This window comes from Enterobacter sp. JUb54, assembly GCF_014298075.1.
Lineage (GTDB): Bacteria > Pseudomonadota > Gammaproteobacteria > Enterobacterales > Enterobacteriaceae > Klebsiella > Klebsiella lignicola.
In genome coordinates, this window is record NZ_CP060418.1 from 3,082,441 (window position 1) to 3,107,770 (window position 25,330).

Sequence of the window (25,330 nt, forward strand, 5' to 3'; positions counted from 1 at the left end):
AATTGGCCATGCTCCCGGCCGGCGCGATGCTTAGCCGGCTACACCGGGCTACGAATATTTTTTGGTGCGCCGGGTCGGTGCCGTATTGGCCGGATCGTCCGGCCAGACGTGTTTGGGGTAACGCCCTTTCATCTCTTTTTGCACCTCACGGTAGGTTCCCTGCCAGAAGGCGCCGAGGTCGCGGGTGATTTGCAGCGGCCGCTGGGCGGGGGACAGCAGCTCCAGCACCAGCGCCACCCGGCCCTGGGCGATGGTCGGGGTCGTGGCCTCGCCAAACATCTCCTGCATGCGCACCGCCAGCGCCGGCGGGTTTTCCTCATGATAACGAATGGCGATCCGGCTGCCGGTGGGCACGGTGTAATGCGTTGGCAGTTCGCTCTCCAGCTTCTGACGCAGCGACCAGGGTAGCCAGTTTTGCAGCGCCTGCCGCACATCCAGCGCCTTCAGCGCCCGCAGTGAATGAACCCCGCTCATCTGGGGCAGCAACCACGCTTCAAGCGACGCCAGCAGCGATGCATCGTCCACCGCGGGCCATGCCTCCTCAGGCAACCATTGCGCCGCGCAGTGCAGGCGCAGGCGCAATTGCTCCGCTTCCGGGGTCCAGTGCAGTACGCTCAGGCCTTTATCCCGGATGCCGTTGAGCATCGCCTGATGCAGCTCCTCTTCCGAGGGTTTCGCCAGCGGCTGCGTTTTCATCACCAGCTGTCCAATGCAGGTGCGCCGCCAGGCCTTCAGAGTGCCTTGCGCCTCGTCCCATTCGACGGTATCAGACTGCTGCGCCAGCCCAGGGCATTGCGTCATCAGCACGTTAATATCCAGCGGCAACGCCAGCAGAATACGCGCATCCGGCGCGCTGCTGCCCTGCAACAGCAGCGGGGCAATCAGCCACTCGTGGCGTCCCAGTGCGTCGTCGGCGTCCAGCATCGCCCCCATACCATTGGCGAGCTGATAACGGCCTTCCTGACCGCGACGACGGGCGATACGGTCGGCAAACGCCGGGGCCAGCAGCGCCGCCAGGCGCTGAGCATCAGGATGCCCGCCGCGGCTGGCGAGCCGTTTTAGTAATTGTTGCGCGCGCTGCTGCCAGTTTGGCTGCTGGCAGGCAAACGCCGCCCCGAGATCGCTGCTTGCGCCGCGCGGTGGTTCCTCAAGGATCGCCACCAGCTTCGCCGCGGTTGCCGCATCGTCAGGATCGTTCGCCGCCGTGAGGATCGCCGCCAGCCGCGGATCGTTGCCTATGCGCGCCATTTTACGACCGAGCGCCGATAACCCTTCCCCCTCCAGCGCCGACAGCGCCGTCAGCAGACGCCGGGCCGCCGCCAGGTTGGCCGCCGGAGGCAGATCGAGCCAGCTGAGCTGGGCGGGATCGCGACATCCCCACTGCAGAAGCTCCATCAGCAGTGACGACAGATCGCTGTGCAGGATTTCCGCCTCGCTCTGTGCCGCGGCCCGCTCCGCCTGCTCTTTGCCGATTAAATGCAGGCAAATCCCCGGCGCCAGACGCCCGGCGCGACCGGCGCGCTGGGTCATCGATGCCTGACTAATACGCTGGGTCACCAGCCGGGTTAACCCGGTTCGGGCGTCAAAGCGGGCGACCCGCTCCTGAGCGCAGTCCACCACCAGGCGAATCCCCTCGATGGTTAAACTGGTTTCAGCGATATTGGTCGCCAGCACCACCTTGCGCTGGCCTGGTGCCGCAGGAAGAATCGCTTTGCGCTGTTCACTCAGCGGCAGCGCGCCGTACAGCGGGCAGAGAACCACGTCGTCGGCCACCCGCTCGGCCAGCTGCGTCTGCACCCGCTGGATTTCCCCCACTCCCGGGAGAAACAGCAGCATCGAACCCTGTTCCTGGCGCAGTAATTCGGCGGCCGCGCTCGCCACCGCCTCATCAAAACGCTGATGCGCCGCAAGGGCCTGAAAACGTTTTTCCACCGGGAACGCCCGCCCTTCAGAGCTGATGGTCGGCGCCTGGGGTAACAGCTGCTGCAGGCGATCGTTATCCAGCGTCGCGGACATAATCAGCAGTTTCAGATCGTCGCGCAGCCCCTGCTGAACATCCAGCAGCAGGGCCAGCGCCAGGTCCGCCTGCAGACTACGTTCGTGAAATTCATCGAGGATCACCAACCCGACGCCGCTCAGTTCGGGATCGTGCTGGATCATCCGCGTCAGGATCCCTTCGGTGACCACCTCCAGACGCGTATCCGGCCCGACGCAGGTTTCCGCTCGCATCCGGTAGCCGACGGTCGCGCCGGGCTTCTCATCCAGCAGCTCCGCCAGACGTTGGGCGACGTTGCGAGCGGCTAAGCGCCGGGGCTCCAGCAGGATAATGCGCCCCTCAATCTGGCCCGAGGCAAGAATTTGCAGCGGCAGCCATGTTGATTTACCGGCACCGGTTGGCGCATTAAGCAGCACCTGCGGCGCCTGCTGCAGTGCAATAAGAAGTTCAGGAAGGACGGCGGCGACCGGCAATGGGGACACGAAAGGCTCCGGAGGTTAACATTTGAGGGCAAGCATTGTAGCATCCTGATAATTCATAACCGAGTCTCTATCATGTCCGAGCCGAAAAGGCTGTTTTTCGCCCTTGAACTGCCCGAAGAGGTCCAGCGGCACATCGTGCAGTGGCGCGCCGCGCACTTTGCGGAAGATGCCGGACGGCCGGTCGCGGCCAGCAATCTGCATCTGACGCTGGCGTTTCTGGGAGAGGTCAGCGCGGAGAAACAGCGCGCGCTGGCGGCGATGGCCGGACGGATCCAGCAGCCGGGCTTTTCACTCACCCTCGACGATGCCGGGCAATGGCTGCGCTCCCGGGTCGTCTGGCTTGGCCCTCGTCGGCCAGCCCGCGGTCTGCTGCAGCTGGCGGACATGCTGCGCGCCCAGGCGGCCCGCAGCGGCTGCTACCAAAGCCCGCAGCCGTTCCACCCGCATATCACCCTGCTGCGCGACGCCCGCCATGCGGTAGCGATCCCGCCGCCGGGTTTTGCGTGGACCTTTGCCGCCAGTGAGTTCGTTCTCTATGAGTCCAGTTTTGCGCGCGGACGTACCCGCTATACCGCCCTGGAACGTTATCCCTTCAACAAGGAAAGCTGATGCAGTTCACTCCTCCGTTACAGTCCGCCACCCTGATTAAACGTTACAAACGATTTCTGGCGGATGTGGTGACCCCCGAGGGTCAGGAGCTCACCCTCCACTGTCCGAACACCGGCGCCATGACCGGCTGCGCGGCCCCCGGCGATACCGTCTGGTATTCGACGTCAGATAATCCCAAACGCAAATACGCCCATACCTGGGAATTAACGCAAACCCAGCAGGGGGCAATAATTTGTGTTAATACACTACGCGCGAATATACTGGCGAAAGAGGCCATCCTGGCCGGGGATATTCCGGAGCTTTCTTGCTATAACATATTGAAAAGTGAAGTTAAATACGGAGAAGAGAACAGCCGTATTGATATTATGTTACAGGCAGAAGCGCGACAAAACTGCTATATTGAAGTGAAATCGGTTACGTTGGCGGATAAAGAAAGCGGTTATTTCCCCGACGCGGTCACCGAACGCGGTCAAAAGCACCTGCGGGAGCTCATGAGCGTGGCGGCGGCAGGCGACCGGGCAGTCATTTTGTTCGCCGTACTCCATTCGGCGATTGACCGTTTCTCACCCGCGCATCACATTGATGCCAGATACGCACAGCTGTTGATTGAAGCGCAAACAAAGGGGGTGGAAATTCTCGTTTATAAGGCGGAACTTTCTACCGAGATGATGACTCTGAATAAGCCGATTACCGTGGTGTTAACCCCCGGTAAATAAACGGCTAAATAATGTCCGGGTCGCGAGCGCAAATACGCTTTTCTTCACAGGGTTGTCAAGTGTAACGTTTACATAATTGCTATCCGGAAAAGCATCTGCTATTTATAGCGGCCTGATTTTTCCCCCAACATGGGGATCGATAGTGCGTGTTAAGGAGAAGCAACATGCAAGAAGGGCAAAACCGTAAAACATCGTCCCTGAGTATTCTCGCCATCGCTGGGGTGGAGCCGTATCAAGAGAAGCCAGGCGAAGAGTATATGAACGAAGCCCAGCTGGCGCACTTCAAGCGTATTCTTGAAGCATGGCGTAATCAACTCAGGGATGAAGTGGATCGCACCGTATCGCACATGCAGGATGAAGCTGCAAACTTCCCGGACCCGGTAGACCGTGCCGCACAGGAAGAAGAGTTCAGCCTGGAACTGCGTAACCGCGACCGCGAACGTAAACTGATCAAAAAGATCGAAAAAACGCTGAAGAAAGTCGAAGACGAAGATTTTGGCTTCTGCGAATCCTGTGGCGTTGAGATTGGTATTCGCCGTCTGGAAGCGCGCCCGACCGCTGACTTGTGCATCGACTGCAAAACGCTGGCGGAAATTCGCGAAAAACAGATGGCTGGCTAATCCGCTTCGCTATCGTATCTCCGGCGGGAGTCTCTCCCGCCTACATGCTTTAATAGTCACCCCATGAATGACTCACACTATATTGGCCGCTTTGCCCCCTCACCGTCCGGCGAACTTCACTTCGGCTCTTTGATTGCCGCCCTCGGCAGCTATCTCCAGGCCCGTGCTCAACGCGGAATCTGGCGCGTGCGTATTGAAGATATCGATCCGCCACGTGAGGTCCCCGGCGCCGCCAGTACCATCCTGCATCAGTTAGAACACTACGGTCTGCACTGGGACGGCGAGGTGCTGTGGCAGTCGCAGCGTCATGAAGCCTACCGCGAACGTCTTGCCTGGCTGCACGAGCAGGGACTGTGCTATTACTGCACCTGCACGCGAGCGCGCATCCACGAGGTTGGCGGCGTTTATGATGGCCACTGCCGGGATTTACAGCTCGGGCCGCAAAATGCCGCCCTGCGTTTACGCCAGACGCGACCGGTCCTCGACTTTTACGACCAGCTGCGCGGCACCCTCGTCGCCGATGAAGCGCTGGCGCGCGAAGATTTTATTATCCATCGCCGCGATGGCCTGTTCGCCTATAATCTTGCGGTGGTGGTGGACGATCATTTCCAGGGGGTCAGCGAAATCGTGCGCGGGGCCGATCTTATCGAACCGACGGTACGGCAGATTTCCCTGTATCACCATTTCGGCTGGCAGGCCCCGGACTACGTGCATCTGCCGCTGGCCCTGAATGCCGAGGGGAGTAAACTCTCCAAACAAAATCACGCCCCGGCGCTGCCGGCAGGCGATCCGCGCCCGGAAATAATGCGGGCGTTAATGTTTCTGAATCAGGATATTGAGCAGGAATGGCGAGCGCTAAGTATTGAGGATTTACTCAAGCTTTCGGTGGCGAACTGGAACCCGAAAAAAATCCAGCATTCTCAAATGCCTCTTGCTGAGCTATGATTAGCCGCTATTTTTCTCGTCGCCTTTCAAGTTGCTCCTGCGTTGGCTGCACTTGTTCACCCAATCACATAGTTATCTATGCTGCTGGGACTCACAAGTTTGCCACCTTCCTGCAACCCGAAATGCCTAGAGTAATATTTTGATCTGAAGTCCGTCTGACACTACGAGGTGCAACATTTTTACCCGAGTCGCTAATTTTTGCCGCAAGGTGCTAAGCCGTGAGGAGCGCGAGGCAGAAGCCGCCGTTGAACAAACGCATATGACGGTTATCCCGCGTGAACAGCATGCAATTTCCCGCAAAGATATCAGTGATAATGCCCTCAAGGTGCTCTATCGACTGAACAAGGCGGGCTACGAAGCCTATCTCGTCGGCGGTGGCGTACGTGACCTTCTGTTAGGCAAAAAACCAAAAGATTTTGACGTCACCACCAGCGCAACGCCGGATCAGGTTCGTAAACTGTTCCGCAACTGCCGCCTGGTCGGCCGTCGCTTCCGCCTGGCGCACGTGATGTTCGGGCCGGAAATCATTGAAGTCGCCACCTTCCGCGGCCACCATGAAGGCCACACTACCGATCGTGTGACCTCCCAGCGCGGCCAGAACGGCATGCTGCTGCGTGACAACATCTTCGGCTCCATTGAGGAAGATGCCCAGCGTCGCGACTTCACCATCAACAGCCTGTATTACAGCGTGGCCGATTTTACCGTGCGCGACTACGTCGGCGGCATGAAAGATCTGCAAGACGGCGTGATTCGCCTGATTGGCGATCCGGAAACCCGCTATCGCGAAGACCCGGTCCGCATGCTGCGCGCGGTGCGCTTTGCCGCCAAGCTCAACATGAGCATTAGCGCCGATACCGCAGAGCCGATACCGCGCCTTGCCGCGCTGCTTCACGATGTGCCTCCGGCGCGTCTGTTCGAAGAAGTGCTGAAGCTGCTGCAGGCCGGTTACGGTTATGACACCTACATGCTGTTGCGTGAATATAACCTGTTCCAGCCGCTGTTCCCGACCATCACCCGCTACTTCACCGAGCGCGGCGATAGCCCGATGGAACACATCATTTCCCAGGTGCTGAAGAATACCGATAACCGCATCCATAACGACATGCGCGTTAACCCGGCATTCCTGTTCGCCGTGATGTTCTGGTATCCGCTGCTGGAAATGGCGCAGAAAATTACCCAGGAAAGCGGTCTGGCTTACAACGACGCCTTCGCGCTGGCAATGAACGATGTGCTGGATGAAGCCTGCCGTACGCTGGCGATTCCGAAGCGGATCACCACGCTGGTGCGCGATATCTGGCAGCTGCAGCTGCGCATGTCCCGTCGCCAGGGCAAACGCGCCTGGAAGCTGATGGAGCATCCGAAATTCCGCGCGGCCTACGATCTGCTTGAGCTGCGTGCCGGTGCCGAAAAGAATAACGAACTTCAGCGTCTGACCAAATGGTGGGGCGAGTTCCAGGTGGCTGCGCCACCAGATCAAAAAGATATGCTGAACGATCTTGATGACGAGCCGGCACCGCGCCGTCGTCATCGTCGTCCACGCAAGCGCGCACCGCGCCAGGGCAACGCGTGACCCGCGTCTACATCGCCATCGGCAGCAATCTGGCCTCTCCTCTGGAGCAGGTAAATGCTGCCGTTGCGGCCCTTGCGGCGATTCCCGACAGCCGGGTGATTGCCACCTCTTCTTTTTACCGCACCCCGCCGCTGGGACCGCAGGATCAGCCTGATTACCTCAATGCCGCCGTCGCGCTGGAGACAGAACTCCAGGCGGAAGCCTTGCTGGATCATACTCAGCGCATTGAGCTGCAGCAGGGTCGCGAGCGCAAAGCCGAACGCTGGGGGCCGCGCACGCTGGACCTCGATATCATGCTGTTCGGCGATGCGGTCATCAACACCGAACGCCTGACGGTGCCGCATTACGACATGAAAAACCGTGGTTTTATGCTGTGGCCGCTGTTCGAAATTGCCCCGACGCTCCGTTTCCCGGACGGCACCGCCCTGCGTCAGGTGCTGGAAAATCTCGCCGCCGACAAGCCGGCTATCTGGTCACTCCCCTCTTCCCAGGCTTAACCATTCTGGCTATCGGGGTAATCGGTTGCCTATACCCTAAATAATTCGAGTTGCAGGCAGGCGGCGACGCAGGGAATCCCCAGGAGCTTACATCAGTAAGTGACTGGGGTGAGTGAGGAAAGCCAACGCTCATGCAACCCGAAGTATGACGGGTATAAAACCATTGCCCCCTTCAATGCGACTGTTAGAATGCCGGTTAAAATGACTTTCATCATCAGGAAACGTTATGAAACCGACCACTATCGCCCTGCTGCAGAAATGCAAACAGGAGAAGCAGCGCTTCGCCACCATCACCGCCTATGACTACAGTTTTGCGAAGCTGTTTGCCGATGAAGGGATCAACGTGATGCTGGTAGGCGACTCGCTGGGTATGACGGTACAAGGGCACGACTCGACTTTACCGGTGACCGTGGAAGACATTGCCTATCACACTCAGGCTGTCCGTCGTGGCGCGCCGCACTGTCTGCTGCTCGCTGACCTGCCGTTTATGGCCTATGCCACGCCGGAACAGACCTTTGCCAACGCCGCTCTGGTGATGCGTGCCGGGGCCAACATGGTCAAACTGGAAGGCGGCGCATGGCTGGCGGATACCGTGAAAATGCTGGCGCAACGTGCGGTCCCGGTCTGTGGTCATCTGGGCCTGACGCCGCAGTCGGTCAACATCTTTGGCGGCTATAAGGTGCAGGGTCGCGGCGATGCGGCTCAGTCGCTGTTTGAAGACGCACTGGCCTTAGAAGCGGCCGGTGCGCAGCTGCTGGTTCTTGAGTGCGTCCCGGTGGCGCTGGCGCAGCGGATCACCGAAGCCTTAACCATTCCGGTCATCGGTATTGGCGCAGGCAACGTGACCGACGGGCAGATCCTCGTCATGCATGACGCCTTCGGCATTACCGGCGGCCATATCCCGAAATTTGCGAAAAATTTCCTCGCTGAAGCGGGCGACATGCGCGCCGCCGTGCGGCAGTATATTGCCGAAGTGGAGTCCGGCGTCTATCCGGGCGAAGAACACGGTTTCCATTAAGGAGTCTTGTTGTGTTGATTATTGAATCTCTGCCGCTGCTGCGCCAGCATATCCGCCGCTTACGTCAGGAAGGCAAGCGTATCGCGCTGGTGCCTACCATGGGCAATCTCCATGACGGCCATATGCAGCTGGTGGATAAAGCGAAAGCCAGCGCGGATGTCGTGGTGGTCAGTATTTTCGTCAACCCGATGCAGTTTGACCGCCCCGAGGATCTGCAGCGCTACCCGCGTACGCTGCAGGATGATTGCGAAAAGCTGAACAAGCGTAAGGTGGATTTCGTTTTCGCCCCGGCAGTCGCAGAGATCTATCCCAACGGCACCGAAAGCCAGACCTATGTCGATGTTCCCGGCCTGTCGACCATGCTGGAAGGCGCCAGCCGTCCGGGCCACTTCCGTGGTGTATCGACCATCGTCAGCAAACTGTTTAACCTGATTCAGCCGGACATCGCCTGCTTCGGCGAGAAGGATTTCCAGCAGCTGGCGCTGATCCGTAAAATGGTGGCCGATATGGGCTACGACATCGACATCATCGGTGTACCGATTATTCGCGCCAAAGATGGTTTAGCGCTGAGCTCACGCAACGGCTACCTCACCGCGGAACAGCGTAAGATTGCGCCGGGTCTGTACAAGGTGCTGAGCACCGTGGCCGACAAACTTGCCGCCGGCGACCGTAACCTCGATGAAATCATCACCCTTGCCGGGCAGGAGCTGAACGAGAAAGGCTTCCGCGCTGACGATATCCAGATCCGCGATGCGGATACGCTACTGGAGCTGACGGAGACCAGCAAAAACGCGGTGATCCTGATGGCGGCGTGGCTGGGCCAGGCGCGGTTGATCGATAACCACATCGTGGCGCTGAGCCAGTAGACAAGGGTTAAAAATCTGGCAATATTGCCGGGCATTTACGCCAGGCGGGTGTTAAATCCGCTTCGTATCGTTAAGGTATAACCCCTGACGCATCCAGACGACCAGCGCACGTTGATGCACCACGGGAATAAAGGTAGATATCATGATTCGTAATATGCTGCAGGGTAAACTCCACCGCGTTAAAGTCACGCAGGCAGACCTGCACTATGAAGGTTCTTGCGCCATTGACCAGGATTTTCTCGATGCTTCCGGCATTCTTGAGAACGAAGCGATCCACATCTGGAACGTGACCAATGGCAACCGTTTCTCCACCTACGCCATTGCGGCAGAACGTGGCTCCAGAATCATCTCGGTGAACGGCGCCGCCGCGCACTGCGCAAGCGTTGGAGATATTCTGATCATCGCCAGCTTCGTCACCATGCCTGATGAAGAAGCTCGCCGCTGGCAGCCGAAAGTCGCCTATTTCGAAGGCGACAACGAAATGAAGCGCCAGGCCAAAGCTATTCCGGTTCAGGTTGCCTGAACCCTCTCCAGGCCCCGGTTCAACGGGGCTTCGGGTTATCCCTGCGGCTGGTTGCTGATCAGCCGCGACATCGTCTCCAGCGAATCCGTACGCAAGATATAGAGCCTTTTCAGTAAGAACGGATTATCCCCCGGCTTAATTTTCCCTCTCACCGTGGTGACCGCCATATGAAAACCAGCGTCGTTTGCCGCCTGGATCGCCGTCGCGTTGTAGCCACCGAAAGGATAAGAGAGATAAAGCACGTGCGGATTAAATTGCGACAGCGCGCGCCGGGAATGTTCAAAATCGAACAGGATATTGTGATAGCTGCGGCTCAGCAAAATGGGATGACGCTGGGCATCAACCCGGTGCAGGAAATGGGTGTGCGACTGAATATCAAAGACGTCCTGAATCTGGCGCAGTTCGGAAATGCTCATAAACTGCAGTGATTTCGGGTCCCATTTTTGCGGATGGCGCTTGATGCGTGACGAGATAATAAATGCCGTCGCGTGGAAGCCGTATTGCTTCAGAATCGGGTAGGCGTAGCGGTTCACCGACTTCAGACCATCATCAAAGGTAATCACCACCGCGCGGGCCGGCAGATTGATTTTGTTCCGCAGGTAGCCTTCCAGCTGATACATATTTAACGTGGTGTAGCCCCGATCGCGCAGCCAGGTCATCTGGTTGCTAAAGGCCCGGACCGAGGTCGTAGTGGAGGTATGGCGAAAACGGCTGTTCTCTTCGTCGCGCAGAATATGGTGATAGGTCAGTACCGGAATACCGCGATCTTCCTGGGCATCCAGGCTGCTGATCCACGCCAGGCGGTTGCCGATGCGGATCTGAAACCAGGTCTGATTCAGACGGTCTTTCAGCTTGCCGATCACCGGGTAACGGATATTATTTGCCAGCGTGCCGAACGGCGCGCTACCGGCGGACGGCGCATCGTAGACCGGGGTATCTTTCCAGGTCAGCAGATTCTGGTTACTCAGCGGTTTATGTAGATCGCCGAGGTTATCCTCCACCCGCTGCTTACCCTGCACAGGCTCGAGATGGCCTTTATCAATAAAGCCGGTGCCGAAGCCGAAGTTAAATTCATAATAATCGGCCGCCGTCGGCACCACCGCGATAATTTGCCCGCCGCGAATATTGCCGACGCTCACCACATCATTGCCGACCTGCGCCCAGATAATCGCATCTTCGGTGGTTTGCATATAATGTGCAGGAGAACCCTGCTGGCTTAACAGGCTGGCGGAGGCGCTGACCGACGTCAGCAACAAGAACAGAGCAAAAATGCGGGCAAACATGCATGGCGGGCCGGTGAAGAAATCAGCCGCCATTGTAACAAAAGCGGCATCAATACCAACGCTTAATTCCCGAAGGCGTCATGCAGCAGACGAAAAGGTGGATTTTTTTGCTGTTGGTGCCAGAGGCTACTGACCACCGGCCCTCCGCTGCTCACGATAGTCTCGCGAAAGGCTTCGCTGCTCAGGGTGGTACGCAGAAGATACATTCGCTCCAGCAATGAATAGCTGATGCCGGAGATCACTTCGCAGTGGGTATGTTTGTGGCTCATCAGCGCGGCGATGCGATAAGGAGCTTCACCGGTTTTATCGGTCAGGAAAATCACGCCGTCGCCGCTGTCCGTAGCGTGCAATGCATCGCACATCATCCGGCTCAGCATGTTGCTGCTCAAATTACGCCAATAATTAACCGCCCGGCATTGCGCCAGCGGCCCAAACTTTTTTTCCAGACGATCCAGCCATTCCTGTGCTTTCTCGTCATGACAGGTAATCACCCAACCTAGCATCGACAGTCTCCTTACTTAGCAGGGAAATACTGTAGCAAACGGAATAAAGCAGATGAGTGATGGCTGTCAAGATTAGCGGATAGCGCTTCACCTGATCGCAGCGTGAAGCGCTAATGAGAAGAGACGGCTAGCTACGCAGGCCGCGTCCGCGCTGGATCAGATACCAGCACAGCACATAAAACGCGATGATAAAGACCACCAGCACGCCAAAGGTGGTGATCAGCGGCACATCGTTGATCCCCAGGAAGCCGTAGCGGAACCCGCTGATCATGTAGACAATCGGGTTCAGGTGCGACAGCGCCTGCCAGAACGGCGGCAGCAGGGTCAGGGAGTAGAACACCCCGCCAAGATAGGTCAGCGGCGTCAGCACGAAGGTCGGGATCAGGCTGATATCGTCAAAGGTCTTGGCAAACACGGCGTTCAGCAAACCCGCCAGCGAGAACAGCACCGCGGTCAACACCAGCGTCAGCCCCACAAACAACCACGAGTGGACCTGGAACGGTACGAAGAACAGCGATATCGCAGTCACCAGAATCCCCACGCACAGCCCACGGGCAACGCCACCGCCCACGTAGCCGGCAATGACCACGTGTGTTGGCACCGGCGCCACCAGCAGCTCTTCAATGTTGCGCTGGAACTTTGCGCTGAAGAAGGAGGAGGCCACGTTGGCATAGGCGTTGGTGATCACCGCCATCATGATCAGACCCGGTACGATAAACTGCATATAGGTGAAGCCATGCATTTCGCCGATCCGTGAGCCAATCAGGTTGCCGAAAATGACAAAATAGAGGGTCATGGTGATCACCGGCGGCACCAGCGTCTGGATCCAGATGCGCATAAAGCGGTGAATTTCTTTGGTCCAGATGCTTTTCAGCGCGACCCAGTAAAGCTGCATCATGCTGATTCTCCTTTCCGGTCATGCACCAGCGTGACAAACAGCTCTTCCAGACGGTTGGCTTTGTTACGCATACTTAATACCTGAATGCCCTGAGCGCTCAGCTGGGCAAAGACGCTGTTGATCCCCTGCTCACGCAGCACTTCCACTTCCAGTGTTGAGGTATCCACCAGGCGATACTGGTAGCCTTCCAGCGTCGGCAGCGGGCTTTTCGGCGCCAGGTCGAGGATAAAGGTTTCTGATTTCAGCTTGGACAACAGTGCCTTCATCGAGGTGTTTTCCACCAGCTCACCGCGCTGAATAATCCCGATATTGCGGCACAGCATCTCCGCCTCTTCCAGGTAGTGGGTGGTGAGGATAATGGTGGTGCCTTTATCGTTCAGATCCTTGAGGAACCCCCACATCGAGCGGCGAAGTTCAATATCCACGCCGGCGGTCGGTTCATCGAGAATCAACAGTTTCGGTTCATGCATCAGCGCACGGGCAATCATCAGACGGCGCTTCATCCCGCCAGACAACATCCGCGCACGTTCGTTGCGTTTTTCCCACAGATCGAGCTGTTTAAGGTACTTTTCGCTTCTCAGCAGCGCGTCTTTACGCTCGACGCCATAGTAACCGGCCTGGTTAACGACGATCTGCTGGACGGTTTCAAACGGGTTGAAGTTAAACTCCTGCGGCACCAGCCCGAGCTGGCGCTTGGCATTCACCACGTCCTTTTGCAGGTCGTAGCCAAACACGTTGACCTGACCGGAGGTTTTATTCACCAACGAGCTGATGATGCCGATAGTGGTCGATTTCCCCGCGCCATTTGGACCAAGCAGCGCATAAAAATCCCCCGCCTCTACCTGCAGATCAATCCCCCGAAGCGCCTGAACCCCGCCGGGGTAGGTCTTGGTGAGCTGTTTTAGTTCAAGAGCAATGGTCATTAAATTTCTCTTCTCGCGTCATGACACGCGATGGGTTGTTTTAAAAAAAGTAAGGTTAACCTATATTAGCCCAACGCACTTACTTGGTTACAGGCCGTGAACGTCCATGAACGATATAGATACACTCATCAGCAATAATGCACTATGGTCAAAAATGCTGGTGGAAGAAGACCCTGGCTTTTTCGCAAAATTGTCACAAGCGCAGAAGCCACGCTTTCTGTGGATTGGATGTTCTGACAGTCGTGTTCCCGCTGAACGGTTAACCGGCCTCGAGCCTGGCGAACTGTTCGTCCATCGTAACGTCGCCAATCTGGTGATTCATACCGACCTGAACTGTCTGTCCGTGGTGCAGTATGCCGTCGACGTGCTGGAAGTCGAGCATATCATTATCTGCGGCCACTACGGCTGCGGCGGCGTACAGTCGGCGATTGATAACACCGAGTTAGGGCTTATCGATAACTGGCTGCTGCATATCCGCGATATCTGGTTCAAGCACAGTTCGCTGCTGGGTGAAATGCCGGAAGATCGTCGGCTGGATACATTATGTGAGCTGAACGTGATGGAGCAGGTCTATAACCTGGGGCATTCGACCATTATGCAGTCGGCATGGAAGCGCGGTCAGAAAGTGACAATCCACGGCTGGGCTTACGGTATTCACGACGGGCTGTTACGCGATCTTGATGTTACCGCCGTCAGCCGTGAAACCCTCGAGCAGCGTTACCGACATGGGATTTCTAACCTCAAAATCAAACACGTCAACCACAAGTAACCTGCCCGCTTTTAGCCCCCGGCGCCGACCGTCACGTCACGCCGGGAAACCCCGGCGATGCGTCATGCCAGCGACCGGGGTCAGGTAAACGATTATTCGTCCAGCAGCACCACTTTGCCAACATACGGCAGATGGCGATAGCGCTGAGCGTAGTCAATACCGTAGCCCACCACGAACTCATCCGGAATCGCAAAACCAACGAACTCAACCGGGACATTCACTTCGCGGCGGCTTGGTTTATCCAGCAAAGTACAAATCGCCAGTGATTTCGGCTCGCGCAGGCTGAGAATTTCGCGCACTTTCGAGAGCGTGTTACCGGAGTCGATGATGTCTTCGACAATCAGTACATCTTTGCCACGAATGTCTTCATCCAGATCTTTCAGGATTTTCACATCACGGGTGGTCGACATGCCGCTACCGTAGCTGGAGGCGGTCATAAAATCGACTTCGTGCGGGACCTGAACTTCACGGCACAGGTCGGCCATAAACATAAATGAGCCGCGCAGCAGCCCCACCAGCACCATTTCACTGCCGCTGTCTTTATAGCATTCGTTGATTTGACGACCCAGTTCGGCGATACGCGCTTTGATCTCGGCTTCCGGGATCATCACTTCTACAGTATGTTTCATAAAACTAACCATTTGATTCTTAGGATAAATCATCAAAGCCGCTGCGAGCGCACCGACGTTGACCGGCAAGCTATGCAGTATACCAGTAAAAAGAAATATCCGATGCAGGGAATAATAAAGCCCATTTTGTGATTCCGATCACACTTGTTAAATCCTATAATTAATTGCACTTAAAAAATTAACAAACAACCGAGTCTCTTTCTATGGCAGAAACAAAATCTCAACAATCACGATTACTCGTGACACTGACGGCGCTCTTTGCTGCATTCTGTGGCCTGTATCTTCTCATTGGTGGAGTCTGGCTGGCGGCGATTGGCGGTTCCTGGTACTACCCCATCGCCGGCCTGGTGATGCTGGCCGTTACCGTGAAACTCCTGCGCGGTAAGCGTTCAGCACTTTGGCTGTATGCCGCACTGCTGCTCGCCACCATGCTCTGGGGCGTCTGGGAAGTCGGCTTTGACTTCTGGGCGCTGACACCTCGCAGCGATATCCTGGTGTTCTTCGGCATCTGGCTGATTCTGCCTTTTGTCTGGCGTCGTTTGCCGTTCCCGTCTGGCGGCGCGGTTGCCGGTCTGGTTGTCGCTCTGCTGATCAGCGGCGGTATCCTGACCTGGGCGGCGTTCAATGATCCTCAGGAAGTGAACGGTACCCTGAGTGCCGACGCCACCCCTGCCGCACCGATTTCCGCTGTGGCTGATAGCGACTGGCCGGCATACGGTCGTAATCAGGAAGGCCAGCGTTTCTCGCCGCTGAAGCAGATCAACGCCGATAACGTGAAAAACCTGAAGGAAGCCTGGGTATTCCGCACCGGCGACCTGAAGCAGCCGAACGATCCGGGCGAAATCACCAACGAAGTGACGCCGATTAAAGTGGGCAACATGCTGTACCTGTGTACTGCTCACCAGCGTCTGTTCGCGCTTGATGCCGCCACCGGTAAAGAGAAATGGCACTTTGATCCGCAGCTGAATTCCGACCCGTCGTTCCAGCACGTGACCTGCCGTGGCGTCTCTTACCACGAAGCAAAAGCAGACAGCGCGCCGGCTGACGTCGTCGCTAACTGCCCGCGCCGTATCATTCTGCCGGTCAATGATGGTCGTCTGTTCGCCATTAACGCCGACAACGGTCAGCTGTGCGAATCCTTTGCCAACAAAGGGATCCTCAACCTGCAGACCAATATGCCGGTGACCACGCCGGGGATGTACGAACCAACATCTCCGCCGATCGTGACCGACACCACCATTATCATTGCCGGTGCGGTGACCGATAACTTCTCTACCCGCGAGCCGTCAGGCGTCATTCGTGGCTTCGATGTCAACACCGGTAAGCTGATGTGGGTGTTCGATCCGGGCGCGAAAGATCCAAACGCTATTCCGGATGATGAACACCACTTTACGCTGAACTCACCGAACTCGTGGGCACCGGCGGCCTATGATGCGAAGCTGGATCTGGTGTACCTGCCGATGGGCGTCACCACTCCGGATATCTGGGGCGGCAACCGTACGCCGGAACAGGAACGCTACGCCAGCTCTATCGTGGCGCTGAATGCGACAACCGGTAAACTGGCCTGGAGCTATCAGACCGTTCACCACGACCTGTGGGACATGGATATGCCGTCCCAGCCGACGCTGGCGGATATCGACGTTAACGGCAAAACCGTTCCGGTAATCTACGCGCCAGCGAAGACCGGTAATATTTTCGTCCTCGACCGTCGTAATGGCGAGCTGGTCGTCCCGGCGCCGGAAAAACCGGTTCCGCAGGGTGCCGCGAAAGGCGATTACGTCTCGAAAACGCAGCCGTTCTCCGACCTGAGCTTCCGTCCGAAGAAAGATCTGACCGGTGCGGATATGTGGGGCGCCACCATGTTCGACCAACTGGTGTGCCGCGTGATCTTCCACCAGCTGCGTTATGAAGGCATCTTCACTCCGCCGTCTGAACAGGGCACCCTGGTGTTCCCGGGTAACCTGGGGATGTTTGAATGGGGTGGTATTTCCGTCGATCCGAACCGTCAGGTGGCGATTGCTAACCCGATGGCGCTGCCGTTCGTCTCAAAACTGATCCCACGCGGCCCAGGCAACCCGATGGAACCGCCGAAAGACGCCAAAGGCTCGGGTACTGAATCCGGCATCCAGCCGCAGTACGGCGTGCCGTTCGGCGTCACCCTTAATGCTTTCCTGTCGCCGTTTGGCCTGCCGTGCAAACAGCCGGCGTGGGGCTATATCTCAGCGCTGGATCTGAAAACCAACGAAGTGGTGTGGAAAAAACGTATCGGTACCCCGCAGGACAGTCTGCCGTTCCCGATGCCTGTCCAGCTGCCGTTTAACCTCGGCATGCCAATGCTGGGCGGCCCGATCTCCACCGCTGGCAACGTGCTGTTTATTGGCGCCACCGCCGACAACTACCTGCGCGCATACAACATGAGCAACGGTGAGAAACTGTGGCAGGCCCGCCTGCCGGCTGGCGGCCAGGCAACACCGATGACCTATGAAGTGAATGGCAAGCAGTATGTTGTCATCTCCGCCGGCGGTCACGGCTCGTTCGGTACGAAGATGGGCGACTATATTGTCGCTTATGCACTGCCTGACGATGCGAAATAAGCACTGACGTCAAACGCAAAAGGCCCGGATAATAATCCGGGCCTTTTTTATTGTGCCGTTCAGCGCCAGGGAGAATGGCGGAGTACATCTTGAGCCTGGCTGAGAATACGGATAACTGTGATAACCGTTTGAGACGGAACAAAGAAAATCACATGTTTTTCTACAGGTAGGGAATGCATATCATTACCCAGTTCCGGCCTGTGCGTACCAATCTGATGCTCAGTGAGCACACCGAATACAGCCGAGATTTTTTCAATATATTCCTCAGCTGTTGCCGGCCCAAACTGCTCATAGCTATAAAACCAGATGGTTTCCAGATCTTCTATAGCCCGTGGCGTTAGCTCAATTTCCTTCATCTGCAATCCGCGTTTTCGCTTTCACCTGCTTCAGAAAAACATCTTTATTCCAGGTGACGGCTTCACCGCTACTGATGCCTTCAGCCAGCAGGTCGCGCAAAGCCTGCAGACGCGATTCTGCCTGCTTTTCACGTAATAAACGCAAGGCATCTCGCAACACCTCACTCTGAGTCCGATAGTCACCAGATTTAACCAGTGAATCAATAAACTCACGGAGTTCATCACCTACGTCAACGGTCATTGTACGTGCCATAACTGCCCCACTGTAAGATTTGATCTTACATCATTATAGCGACTCAGGAGATCTAAGATCCATCATTAGACCGTAAACCCGAGCATCATTCCGGTGTCTTCATGTTCCAACAGGTGGCAGTGCGCCATATAGGCATGCTCTTTCGGCGCATCATGGTCGAACTTCACTAACACTTCACTGACCCCACCTTCCACCCGCACGGTATCTTTCCAGCCCGAACGGTGAGCGGCAGGCGCGGCGCCATTTTCCGACAGAATGCGGAACTGGGTCCCGTGAATATGGAACGGGTGCAGCATCATGTCGCCTTTGCCTGAAATCACCCAGCGTTCATATTGCCCTTTGGTCGCGGCAAACATCGGCGTGTTCATATCAAACGCTTTGCCATTAATCCGGTTGGCATTATGGAAATCAAAGCCCTTAGCGCCATGGTTCATCTGCCCCATATTGCCATGCTTCATGTTCCCCATATCGCCATGATTCATCTGTCCCATGTTGCCCATTTTGCCGTGATCCATCATGCCGCCATGGTCCATGCCGGACATCGCCTGGTCGCCATATTTTTGCATCAGCGCCTGCATGCCCATCATGTCGAGCATCGGGTCCATCGACAGCTGCAGTGTGCGTTGGGTCAGCCCTTCCAGCGACGGTAGCGCGGGCATGCTGACCAGTGAATCCGGAAGCGTGCCGGATGCCTGAACCGTCAATGGCTGAATGCGTAATACCGGCTGTAGCTTATCGAACGGCGTAATCGCCATCCCCATCTGACTCACCGGCAACGTGATCAGATCGAACGCTTTACCGTCGCGGGTATCTATCAGCACTTCAAAACGCTCGCCCATTAACACCGGCAGTTCATTCACCTTCACCGGCTCGGCAAGCAGGCCACCATCGCTGGCGACAACGTACATCGGTCGGTTATCACTGGTGGAGAAATTGAGCGAGCGGGCATTACAACCGTTAAGCAGGCGCAGACGCAGCCAGCCGCGCGGTGCAGCATGTTCCGGGTAGAGCGCTCCGTTCGTCAGCAGCGTATCGCCAAACCAGCCCACGGCAGCGCTCATGATGTCGAGCTGATAGTCAATCTCGCCGGCCGCGGTAAAACGCTTGTCCTGGACGATCACCGGCACATCATCGATCCCCCACTGCTTCGGCAGCAGCAGTCGTTCGCTTTCTTCATCAGATATCAGCACCAGTCCCGCCAGCCCCATAGCAACCTGATGACCGGTTTTGCCATGCTGATGCGGGTGGAACCAACAGGTCGCGGCCCGCTGGCTGGGAGTAAAACTCACGCTGCGGGAGGCGCCCGCCGCAATAATCCCCTGCGGTCCGCCGTCGACCTCCCCGGGAACCTCCAGGCCATGCCAGTGCACGGTGGTTTCTTCCGCCAGGCGGTTATGAATGTCGACGGTCACGGCCTCACCTTTTTTCAGTTTCAGCGCCGGCCCCAGCAGATTGCCGTTATAACCCCAGGTGGACGCCTGATGGGGACCAAACTGCGTCTTTCCGGCCTGGATCGTTAAGGTGATGCGATTTCGTGCGTCGGCGGTCAAAATATTGGGTACCGGCAGAGCCGGACGGCTGGCGGCAAACACCGAGCGACTCCAGAGCGGAAGCGCGCTCAATACGCCGGCTGCAGCGGTTAATTTGATAAATTCACGACGTTGCATTTTCACATCCTTTTATTCTGCTGGTGAACATTTGAGCTTAAACCTTCCCCCAACGGGAAGGTCAAGCAGAAGAGTAAGAATAAAGCTCTGCGCACTGTAACGAAGTATGCTAACGTTGAGCGTCCGTGATGCAATGGTAAAAAAAATGAAGACGCTTTTCAGAACGGTAGTGCTCGGCAGCCTGCTTACTCTTTCCAGCAATAGCTATGCGTTAAGCGAGTCCGAAGCGGAAGATATGGCTGATTTAACGGCGGTATTTGTCTTTCTGAAAAACGACTGCGGGTACCAGAACCTTCCCAATACCCAAATCCGTCGGGCGCTGGTGTTTTTTGCCCAGCAAAACCAGTGGGATCTGAGCAACTACGACAGTTTCAACATGAAAGCGCTCGGTGAAGACAGCTACCGCGATCTCAGCGGCATCAAAATCTCCACAACGAAAAAATGCAAAGCGCTGGCCCGGGATTCACTGAGCCTGCTCGCTTATGTGAAATAAATTAATCATGGAGTCTGTCGTCATACTGGCACCAGCGAAGACGCCAGTGCCATATTGCCGTTTTTTATGTTCCCCATCAGAATTAATCGTTTGATGTTTGGCAAAACCCTAATGCATACATAGCCAACCCTTTAATTTCACCCAAATAAAAACTCCACAATCAATTAAAAACAAAAAAACCATTAAAACAGTGAATTATTAATACCTCTCACATCCAAACACTGAATAATATAAAATAAAAATAGTCCTATGTAACTTACAACACGTCTAAAAAACAGTCGGACTTTATTGCAATCTCATTTTTAGCACGCTAACATTCCTCGATAATACTTTATGTCAACACCTATTTATCAGTGGAATATAAACTTGAACATATCTCAACTAATCCGTATAGCACCTCTGACCATCATTTTATTGGTTGGTTGTAATACAAACCCATCCCGACAATCCGCCAGAGTGATAACGCCCTCATCAGAGGCAACATTAAACCAATCACAAGCCCAACAGAAACCCGTGGAACTTGAACAAGAGCGAATTGATTCCTGCCGCGAAGCATTGGAATCACTAAAAGAAGTTAATCCCAAGCAAGGGGAATTACTTGGGAATAACTTTACCGCTTTAATCGGTGCAGCATCACAATATAATTCTGTGCGCGGTAAGGTTGCTGAACCGACCAGGCAAGGGATTGACTCAATGTATCAGTTCAAGTCAATCAAACTGTGTGCTGACATTGAAAAAGAGCTAATAGATAGCCTTGTCAAACGTGGTGAAAACATTCCCTTATGAACCGACTAACAGCCATCAATCTCAAAGTGATAGCGCTGGCGATGACTCCCGTGCTGGCATCATTTTTAGTGCCTAATGCCTATGCAGAAAAAGATGTCACAACTGGGGTCGTTCCCCGCTCTGACAGTGACAATTCGGGGCCCGCCTTTCTTATTTTTGCTAAGCAGCAACAGGAAAAAGAAAAGGAAAAAAAATCAGCTGACAGATCGATTGAACATAAAACCAGTGAAACCAACAGTAATACTACAAGAACCACTAATAATACACCCACACAGAAAACAAAAAACATTTCACAGCAGAATGCAGTCATTGCTCAGAAAGATAAAATAATACGTCAACTCAAGAAGCAACTTGCCACCAGGCCATCTGAGATGATACCTGTCGCTGATAATCAAAAAGAACTTACTGATAAAATTAAGCAATTGCAGGGTAAATTAGAGACTGCGCTGGCAGAAAAGCAGCAACTAATAATAAAAGAAAGCACAGCGGTCAATGATAAGAAACAGAGTAACCTTAAGCTTGATGCCACTGAAAATAAAAATCAGAAACAGTCTATAGCCCTGGCTGCTGTTGAGGCGGAAAAACAAAAGCTTGAAGCTCTGCTGGCCAAAACCGAAGTTGAAAAACAAACGCAGATTAAGAAATTCGCAACTCTGACGTCAGATCAGCAAGCTCTGACGCTAAAACTCGCGACTGAGGCGCAAGAAAAACAGCTCCTCGCCGAGAAAATCACGAACGCCACGGCACAAACACAAACGCTCACCGAAAAACTTAACACTGCAACGGCAGCTCAGCAGACACTAACGGCACAGCTCAGCACTGCGACAGCGGAAAAAAAAGAGTTGATGGCTAAGCTAACGACCGCAGAGTTAGGATCGCAGGTCCTCACGGCAAAACTTGATGCATTTGTTATTAATAAAAAAAAGGTGGCGCAAGAGGATGAAGCCTTTCGGCTTCAGGTCGATAAAGATAAAGCGCTCCTGCAAGCCAAAACGGATGAGCTTAACCAGTTAAAGGCAGCGCAGGCAAATGCCAAACCGGATAAAAAATCTGCGGGAATCGATCTCACACAAAAGTCTCAGCAGCAAGCTTACGCTCTGGGTGCCTCTATGGGTGATGGTGCCCTGGAAATACTGGCTATGCGTAATACCCAGGGCATGAAAATCAATCAAGATGTGGTACTGCAAGGTTTCGCTGATTCTTTCTCTGGAAAGTTTGCTCTTGATGAAAGCACACGTAAAACAGCGCTGATTGATGCGACAAAAGAAGTCTCTTTGATTCAAAATAAGGTAGAAAAACAAAACATTAGCGACGGAAAAGCCTATCAGCAGAAGTTTGCTAAACAAAAAGGGGTCGAGTTTAAAAACGGTATCTACAGCCGCGTTGATTATGCAGGTAAGGGCAAGATTCTCGGCAGTGATATCGTCACGGTAACAATCAAGGAAGCACTTATCGATGGAACCATCATTCAAGACATGGAAGCAGAGAAAAAAGTCTGGTCGCAGGTATTAAATGCCTATCCACCATCGCTCCTCGAACCCATGAAACGCCTGGAAAACCATGGCACTGTTACCATCGTGCTCCCTCCCGATGCCGCTTACGGTAGCGAAGGCGTTCCACCCAAAATTCCGCCCGGCGCCACCATGGTCTATACGGTCAGAATAGTTGATGCCACTGCCGAAAAACCACCAGCCAACAAGCCCTGAGCCCGACGCCTCCTGATAATGGAGGCGTTTTGCGTAGGGTACTCCCCTGACTTACACTGCTGAAATACCAACCGTGCATCCTCATCTATAGTTGGCTATGATGTTGCGCTTATTTCTACAGGCGTAACGGGTGTTAACAACGGAGGATCTGCCAGTGGCCGATAGCAATCTGTGGCATGAAACGCTGCACGACCATTTTGGTCAGTACTTTGCAGTTGATAAGGTGCTGTACCACGAAAAAACCGATCACCAGGATTTGATCATTTTTGAGAACGCCGCCTTTGGCCGCGTGATGGCGCTGGACGGCGTGGTACAAACCACCGAACGCGATGAGTTTATCTATCACGAGATGATGACCCATGTGCCCCTGATGGCCCACGGCCAGGCAAAACATGTGCTCATTATCGGCGGTGGCGACGGTGCCATGCTGCGTGAAGTGTCTCGCCACAGCACCATCGAAACCATCACCATGGTGGAAATTGACGCCGGTGTGGTCTCGTTCTGCCGCCAGTACCTGCCTAATCACAGCGCAGGCGCGTACGACGATCCGCGGTTTACGCTGGTAATTGACGATGGCGTCAATTTTGTTAACCAGACGACGCAAACGTTTGACGTGATCATCTCCGACTGTACCGACCCCATCGGTCCCGGTGAAAGCCTGTTCACCTCCGCCTTTTACGAAGGCTGTAAGCGCTGCCTCAACCCTGGCGGCATTTTTGTTGCCCAGAACGGCGTCTGCTTCCTGCAACAGGATGAAGCCCTCGATAGTCACCGCAAGCTTAGCCACTACTTCAGCGATGTCAGCTTCTATCAGGCCGCCATCCCGACCTACTATGGCGGCATTATGACCTTCGCCTGGGCGACGGATAACGACGCCTTGCGCCACCTGTCCAATGAGATTATCCAGGCGCGTTTTCACAAAACGAATCTGAAGTGTCGTTACTACAATCCGGCGATTCATAAGGCGGCCTTCGCCTTGCCGCAATATCTGCTGGATACGCTGGCTGCCAGCGAACTTAAGTAAGGGGGTGAACGAAATTGAAAAAACTGAAGCTGCATGGCTTTAACAACCTCACCAAGAGCCTGAGTTTTTGCATCTACGATATCTGCTATGCCAAAACGGCAGAGGAGCGCGATGGTTACATTGCCTATATCGATGAACTCTATAACGCCAACCGCCTGACCGAAATATTGTCAGAGACCTGCTCGATTATCGGCGCCAACATTCTGAACATCGCGCGTCAGGATTATGAACCTCAGGGTGCCAGCGTCACCATTCTGGTCAGTGAAGAGCCCATTGACCCACAGCTTATCGATCAGACCGAGCATCCGGGCCCGCTGCCAAGCGCCGTGGTTGCCCATCTTGATAAAAGCCATATCTGCGTGCACACCTACCCGGAAAGCCACCCGGAAGGCGGGCTATGTACCTTCCGCGCCGATATTGAAGTGTCGACCTGCGGGGTGATCTCGCCGCTTAACGCGCTGAATTATCTGATTCATCAACTTGAATCTGACATCGTGACTATTGATTATCGCGTTCGCGGTTTTACCCGAGATATCAATGGAATGAAGCACTTCATCGATCATGAAATCAATTCAATTCAGAATTTCATGTCCGACGATATGAAAGCGCTGTATGACATGGTGGATGTTAACGTCTATCAGGAAAACATCTTCCACACCAAGATGCTGCTGAAAGAGTTCGATCTGAAGCACTACATGTTCCACACCCGGCCAGAAGACCTGACCGAGGAAGAGCGCAAGACCATTACCAGCCTGCTGTGGAAAGAGATGCGCGAAATCTACTACGCCAGAAATATCCCGGGTATCTGAGCTGATGACAGCGCTCGCGGGCGCTGTTACTCCGGCTGAACCAGTTTGAGAGGCACCTGCTGCCCTTTTAGCATGCTTTGTACTGACTGCGGCAGATTGGCGTCCGTCACCACCTCGCTAAAGTCAGCCAGCGGCGCTACGGTAAATAGCGAATGTGCGCCGTATTTGCTGCTGTCTGCCAGCAGCACCTTGCACTGGGCATTAGCAATGATTTCCTGCTTCAGTCCGGCTTTCTCTTCCGTCGGCGTTGTGACACCGGTTTCCGCGCTCCATGAGTTACAGCTCATAAACGCGATATCAGGGAAAACGCTGCGCAACATTTTGCGGCCATACTCACCGATACAAGACTGGCTGCTGTCGTCGATTCGCCCACCCACAATGGTCACTTCGATTTGCCTGAATTCAGATAAAAACAGGGCGATGTGCAAATCCACGGTAATCACCCGCAGTGGCAAATGCGTTAAGCACTTCGCCAGTTCGAGCATGGTGGTCCCGGCATCCAGCACCACGGCATCTCCGGGATGCACCAAAGAAGCGGCATAGCGCGCGATCGCCCTTTTTTCGCCGGGCGATCGTAACTGCTTTTCATTCGTAGTCGGCTGCACTGGCTCAAAGCGACGTAGCGCAACGCCGCCATGGCTGCGGCTGATAACGCCCTGCTCATCCAGCTTTATTAAATCACGTCGGATCGTCGCCGCAGACGCATCTACCGCCTCAACCAGTTGCTCTACCGTAACCAGCGTATGGCTTTTCAGATACGCGACGATTTTATCCAGACGGTGTTGTCCTTTCATA

General features: G+C 55.0%; 26 protein-coding genes. 16 read left to right on the plus strand and 10 right to left on the minus strand.

The features are described 5' to 3' along the window. Nucleotides 1-48 precede the first annotated feature (48 nt). On the minus strand, nt 49-2,478 hold the full coding sequence (hrpB, locus tag HF679_RS14200) for an ATP-dependent helicase HrpB (protein WP_187042150.1): 2,430 nt from the start codon (nt 2,476-2,478) through the stop codon (nt 49-51). A gap of 72 nt (nt 2,479-2,550) precedes the next feature. Here hrpB and thpR point away from each other — a divergent pair, with 72 nt between their 5' ends. From thpR to panD, 9 genes are all read left to right on the plus strand, one after another. Continuing rightward, nucleotides 2,551-3,087 carry an RNA 2',3'-cyclic phosphodiesterase gene (gene thpR, locus HF679_RS14205; protein WP_123757444.1) on the plus strand — a complete coding sequence of 179 codons (537 nt, stop codon included), beginning with the start codon at nt 2,551-2,553 and terminating at the stop codon, nt 3,085-3,087. Then, the gene (gene sfsA / locus HF679_RS14210) at nt 3,087-3,803 is read left to right on the plus strand and encodes a DNA/RNA nuclease SfsA (RefSeq protein WP_123757445.1); all 717 of its coding nucleotides are present in this window, start codon (nt 3,087-3,089) and stop codon (nt 3,801-3,803) included. Before thpR ends, sfsA begins: the two co-directional genes overlap by 1 nt. 164 nt (nt 3,804-3,967) lie before the next feature. Next, nucleotides 3,968-4,423, plus strand: a complete 456-nt coding sequence (gene dksA / locus HF679_RS14215) for an RNA polymerase-binding protein DksA (protein WP_004858018.1) — start codon at nt 3,968-3,970, stop codon at nt 4,421-4,423. 63 nt (nt 4,424-4,486) lie between these two features. Next, nucleotides 4,487-5,368 carry a tRNA glutamyl-Q(34) synthetase GluQRS gene (gene gluQRS, locus HF679_RS14220; protein ID WP_187042151.1) on the plus strand — a complete coding sequence of 294 codons (882 nt, stop codon included), beginning with the start codon at nt 4,487-4,489 and terminating at the stop codon, nt 5,366-5,368. A gap of 175 nt (nt 5,369-5,543) precedes the next feature. Further along, the gene (pcnB, locus tag HF679_RS14225; protein ID WP_123757447.1) at nt 5,544-6,938 is read left to right on the plus strand and encodes a polynucleotide adenylyltransferase PcnB; all 1,395 of its coding nucleotides are present in this window, start codon (nt 5,544-5,546) and stop codon (nt 6,936-6,938) included. Then, nucleotides 6,935-7,435 carry a 2-amino-4-hydroxy-6-hydroxymethyldihydropteridine diphosphokinase gene (folK, locus tag HF679_RS14230; protein ID WP_123757448.1) on the plus strand — a complete coding sequence of 167 codons (501 nt, stop codon included), beginning with the start codon at nt 6,935-6,937 and terminating at the stop codon, nt 7,433-7,435. Before pcnB ends, folK begins: the two co-directional genes overlap by 4 nt. Nucleotides 7,436-7,661: 226 nt before the next feature. Next, the gene (panB, locus tag HF679_RS14235; RefSeq protein ID WP_187042152.1) at nt 7,662-8,453 is read left to right on the plus strand and encodes a 3-methyl-2-oxobutanoate hydroxymethyltransferase; all 792 of its coding nucleotides are present in this window, start codon (nt 7,662-7,664) and stop codon (nt 8,451-8,453) included. Nucleotides 8,454-8,464: 11 nt separating this feature from the next. After that, on the plus strand, nt 8,465-9,319 hold the full coding sequence (gene panC / locus HF679_RS14240; protein WP_123757450.1) for a pantoate--beta-alanine ligase: 855 nt from the start codon (nt 8,465-8,467) through the stop codon (nt 9,317-9,319). Between the two features lie 142 nt (nt 9,320-9,461). After that, nucleotides 9,462-9,842 (plus strand): aspartate 1-decarboxylase, encoded by a 381-nt coding sequence (gene panD / locus HF679_RS14245; protein ID WP_004858002.1) that lies wholly within the window; start codon nt 9,462-9,464, stop codon nt 9,840-9,842. Between the two features lie 35 nt (nt 9,843-9,877). On the opposite strand, the gene HF679_RS14250 is transcribed toward panD, so the two are convergent. The 4 genes from HF679_RS14250 to HF679_RS14265 form a co-directional block, all read right to left on the minus strand. After that, nucleotides 9,878-11,125, minus strand: coding sequence for a polysaccharide deacetylase family protein (locus HF679_RS14250; RefSeq protein WP_154145137.1), 1,248 nt, complete (start codon nt 11,123-11,125; stop codon nt 9,878-9,880). Nucleotides 11,126-11,187: 62 nt separating this feature from the next. Further along, the gene (locus tag HF679_RS14255; RefSeq protein ID WP_123757451.1) at nt 11,188-11,628 is read right to left on the minus strand and encodes a PTS sugar transporter subunit IIA; all 441 of its coding nucleotides are present in this window, start codon (nt 11,626-11,628) and stop codon (nt 11,188-11,190) included. A gap of 127 nt (nt 11,629-11,755) precedes the next feature. Then, nucleotides 11,756-12,526: an ABC transporter permease gene (locus HF679_RS14260; protein WP_123757452.1), complete on the minus strand. Its 771-nt coding sequence runs from the start codon at nt 12,524-12,526 to the stop codon at nt 11,756-11,758. Continuing rightward, nucleotides 12,523-13,449 (minus strand): ABC transporter ATP-binding protein, encoded by a 927-nt coding sequence (locus tag HF679_RS14265; RefSeq protein WP_123757453.1) that lies wholly within the window; start codon nt 13,447-13,449, stop codon nt 12,523-12,525. Before HF679_RS14265 ends, HF679_RS14260 begins: the two co-directional genes overlap by 4 nt. A 106-nt stretch (nt 13,450-13,555) precedes the next feature. Here HF679_RS14265 and can point away from each other — a divergent pair, with 106 nt between their 5' ends. After that, nucleotides 13,556-14,218 carry a carbonate dehydratase gene (gene can, locus HF679_RS14270; protein WP_123757454.1) on the plus strand — a complete coding sequence of 221 codons (663 nt, stop codon included), beginning with the start codon at nt 13,556-13,558 and terminating at the stop codon, nt 14,216-14,218. A 92-nt stretch (nt 14,219-14,310) separates the two neighbouring features. Here can and hpt read toward each other — a convergent pair whose 3' ends face one another. Further along, the gene (hpt, locus tag HF679_RS14275) at nt 14,311-14,847 is read right to left on the minus strand and encodes a hypoxanthine phosphoribosyltransferase (protein WP_015585135.1); all 537 of its coding nucleotides are present in this window, start codon (nt 14,845-14,847) and stop codon (nt 14,311-14,313) included. Nucleotides 14,848-15,050: 203 nt separating this feature from the next. Here hpt and HF679_RS14280 point away from each other — a divergent pair, with 203 nt between their 5' ends. After that, on the plus strand, nt 15,051-17,441 hold the full coding sequence (locus HF679_RS14280) for a glucose/quinate/shikimate family membrane-bound PQQ-dependent dehydrogenase (RefSeq protein WP_123757455.1): 2,391 nt from the start codon (nt 15,051-15,053) through the stop codon (nt 17,439-17,441). A 59-nt stretch (nt 17,442-17,500) separates the two neighbouring features. On the opposite strand, the gene HF679_RS14285 is transcribed toward HF679_RS14280, so the two are convergent. The 3 genes from HF679_RS14285 to cueO all read right to left on the minus strand — a co-directional run bounded on the left by HF679_RS14285 (nt 17,501) and on the right by cueO (nt 19,717). Further along, nucleotides 17,501-17,797: a type II toxin-antitoxin system RelE/ParE family toxin gene (locus HF679_RS14285; protein ID WP_123757456.1), complete on the minus strand. Its 297-nt coding sequence runs from the start codon at nt 17,795-17,797 to the stop codon at nt 17,501-17,503. Continuing rightward, a complete protein-coding gene (locus tag HF679_RS14290) occupies nt 17,784-18,050 on the minus strand; it encodes a type II toxin-antitoxin system ParD family antitoxin (RefSeq protein ID WP_154145135.1) in 267 nt (88 codons plus the stop codon). Before HF679_RS14290 ends, HF679_RS14285 begins: the two co-directional genes overlap by 14 nt. 65 nt (nt 18,051-18,115) lie before the next feature. Next, the gene (gene cueO, locus HF679_RS14295; protein WP_123757458.1) at nt 18,116-19,717 is read right to left on the minus strand and encodes a multicopper oxidase CueO; all 1,602 of its coding nucleotides are present in this window, start codon (nt 19,715-19,717) and stop codon (nt 18,116-18,118) included. A 145-nt stretch (nt 19,718-19,862) separates the two neighbouring features. On the opposite strand from cueO, the gene HF679_RS14300 reads away from it, so the two are divergent. The 5 genes from HF679_RS14300 (at nt 19,863) to speD (ending at nt 24,535) form a co-directional block, all read left to right on the plus strand. Further along, nucleotides 19,863-20,210, plus strand: a complete 348-nt coding sequence (locus HF679_RS14300; protein ID WP_123757459.1) for a YacC family pilotin-like protein — start codon at nt 19,863-19,865, stop codon at nt 20,208-20,210. A gap of 366 nt (nt 20,211-20,576) precedes the next feature. Then, nucleotides 20,577-20,996, plus strand: a complete 420-nt coding sequence (locus HF679_RS14305; protein ID WP_315970248.1) for a hypothetical protein — start codon at nt 20,577-20,579, stop codon at nt 20,994-20,996. After that, nucleotides 20,993-22,702 (plus strand): FKBP-type peptidyl-prolyl cis-trans isomerase N-terminal domain-containing protein, encoded by a 1,710-nt coding sequence (locus tag HF679_RS14310; protein ID WP_187042153.1) that lies wholly within the window; start codon nt 20,993-20,995, stop codon nt 22,700-22,702. Before HF679_RS14305 ends, HF679_RS14310 begins: the two co-directional genes overlap by 4 nt. Before the next feature lie 154 nt (nt 22,703-22,856). Further along, entirely contained in the window at nt 22,857-23,726 is an 870-nt protein-coding gene (speE, locus tag HF679_RS14315) for a polyamine aminopropyltransferase (protein WP_123757461.1), read from the plus strand. A 14-nt stretch (nt 23,727-23,740) separates the two neighbouring features. Next, nucleotides 23,741-24,535 carry an adenosylmethionine decarboxylase gene (gene speD, locus HF679_RS14320; protein WP_123757462.1) on the plus strand — a complete coding sequence of 265 codons (795 nt, stop codon included), beginning with the start codon at nt 23,741-23,743 and terminating at the stop codon, nt 24,533-24,535. 26 nt (nt 24,536-24,561) lie between these two features. On the opposite strand, the gene HF679_RS14325 is transcribed toward speD, so the two are convergent. After that, the gene (locus tag HF679_RS14325; protein ID WP_154145133.1) at nt 24,562-25,329 is read right to left on the minus strand and encodes a DeoR/GlpR family DNA-binding transcription regulator; all 768 of its coding nucleotides are present in this window, start codon (nt 25,327-25,329) and stop codon (nt 24,562-24,564) included. Nucleotide 25,330: the final 1 nt, after the last annotated feature.

Coding starts and splice junctions, on each gene's coding strand:
- thpR (WP_123757444.1), top strand. CDS start 2,551: ATGTCCGAGCCGAAAAGGCTGTTTTTCGCCCTTGAACTGCCCGAAGAG.
- sfsA (WP_123757445.1), top strand. CDS start 3,087: ATGCAGTTCACTCCTCCGTTACAGTCCGCCACCCTGATTAAACGTTAC.
- dksA (WP_004858018.1), top strand. CDS start 3,968: ATGCAAGAAGGGCAAAACCGTAAAACATCGTCCCTGAGTATTCTCGCC.
- gluQRS (WP_187042151.1), top strand. CDS start 4,487: ATGAATGACTCACACTATATTGGCCGCTTTGCCCCCTCACCGTCCGGC.
- panB (WP_187042152.1), top strand. CDS start 7,662: ATGAAACCGACCACTATCGCCCTGCTGCAGAAATGCAAACAGGAGAAG.
- panD (WP_004858002.1), top strand. CDS start 9,462: ATGATTCGTAATATGCTGCAGGGTAAACTCCACCGCGTTAAAGTCACG.
- HF679_RS14250 (WP_154145137.1), bottom strand. CDS start 11,125: ATGTTTGCCCGCATTTTTGCTCTGTTCTTGTTGCTGACGTCGGTCAGC.
- HF679_RS14255 (WP_123757451.1), bottom strand. CDS start 11,628: ATGCTAGGTTGGGTGATTACCTGTCATGACGAGAAAGCACAGGAATGG.
- HF679_RS14260 (WP_123757452.1), bottom strand. CDS start 12,526: ATGATGCAGCTTTACTGGGTCGCGCTGAAAAGCATCTGGACCAAAGAA.
- HF679_RS14265 (WP_123757453.1), bottom strand. CDS start 13,449: ATGACCATTGCTCTTGAACTAAAACAGCTCACCAAGACCTACCCCGGC.
- can (WP_123757454.1), top strand. CDS start 13,556: ATGAACGATATAGATACACTCATCAGCAATAATGCACTATGGTCAAAA.
- hpt (WP_015585135.1), bottom strand. CDS start 14,847: ATGAAACATACTGTAGAAGTGATGATCCCGGAAGCCGAGATCAAAGCG.
- HF679_RS14280 (WP_123757455.1), top strand. CDS start 15,051: ATGGCAGAAACAAAATCTCAACAATCACGATTACTCGTGACACTGACG.
- HF679_RS14285 (WP_123757456.1), bottom strand. CDS start 17,797: ATGAAGGAAATTGAGCTAACGCCACGGGCTATAGAAGATCTGGAAACC.
- HF679_RS14290 (WP_154145135.1), bottom strand. CDS start 18,050: ATGGCACGTACAATGACCGTTGACGTAGGTGATGAACTCCGTGAGTTT.
- cueO (WP_123757458.1), bottom strand. CDS start 19,717: ATGCAACGTCGTGAATTTATCAAATTAACCGCTGCAGCCGGCGTATTG.
- HF679_RS14300 (WP_123757459.1), top strand. CDS start 19,863: ATGAAGACGCTTTTCAGAACGGTAGTGCTCGGCAGCCTGCTTACTCTT.
- HF679_RS14310 (WP_187042153.1), top strand. CDS start 20,993: ATGAACCGACTAACAGCCATCAATCTCAAAGTGATAGCGCTGGCGATG.
- HF679_RS14325 (WP_154145133.1), bottom strand. CDS start 25,329: ATGAAAGGACAACACCGTCTGGATAAAATCGTCGCGTATCTGAAAAGC.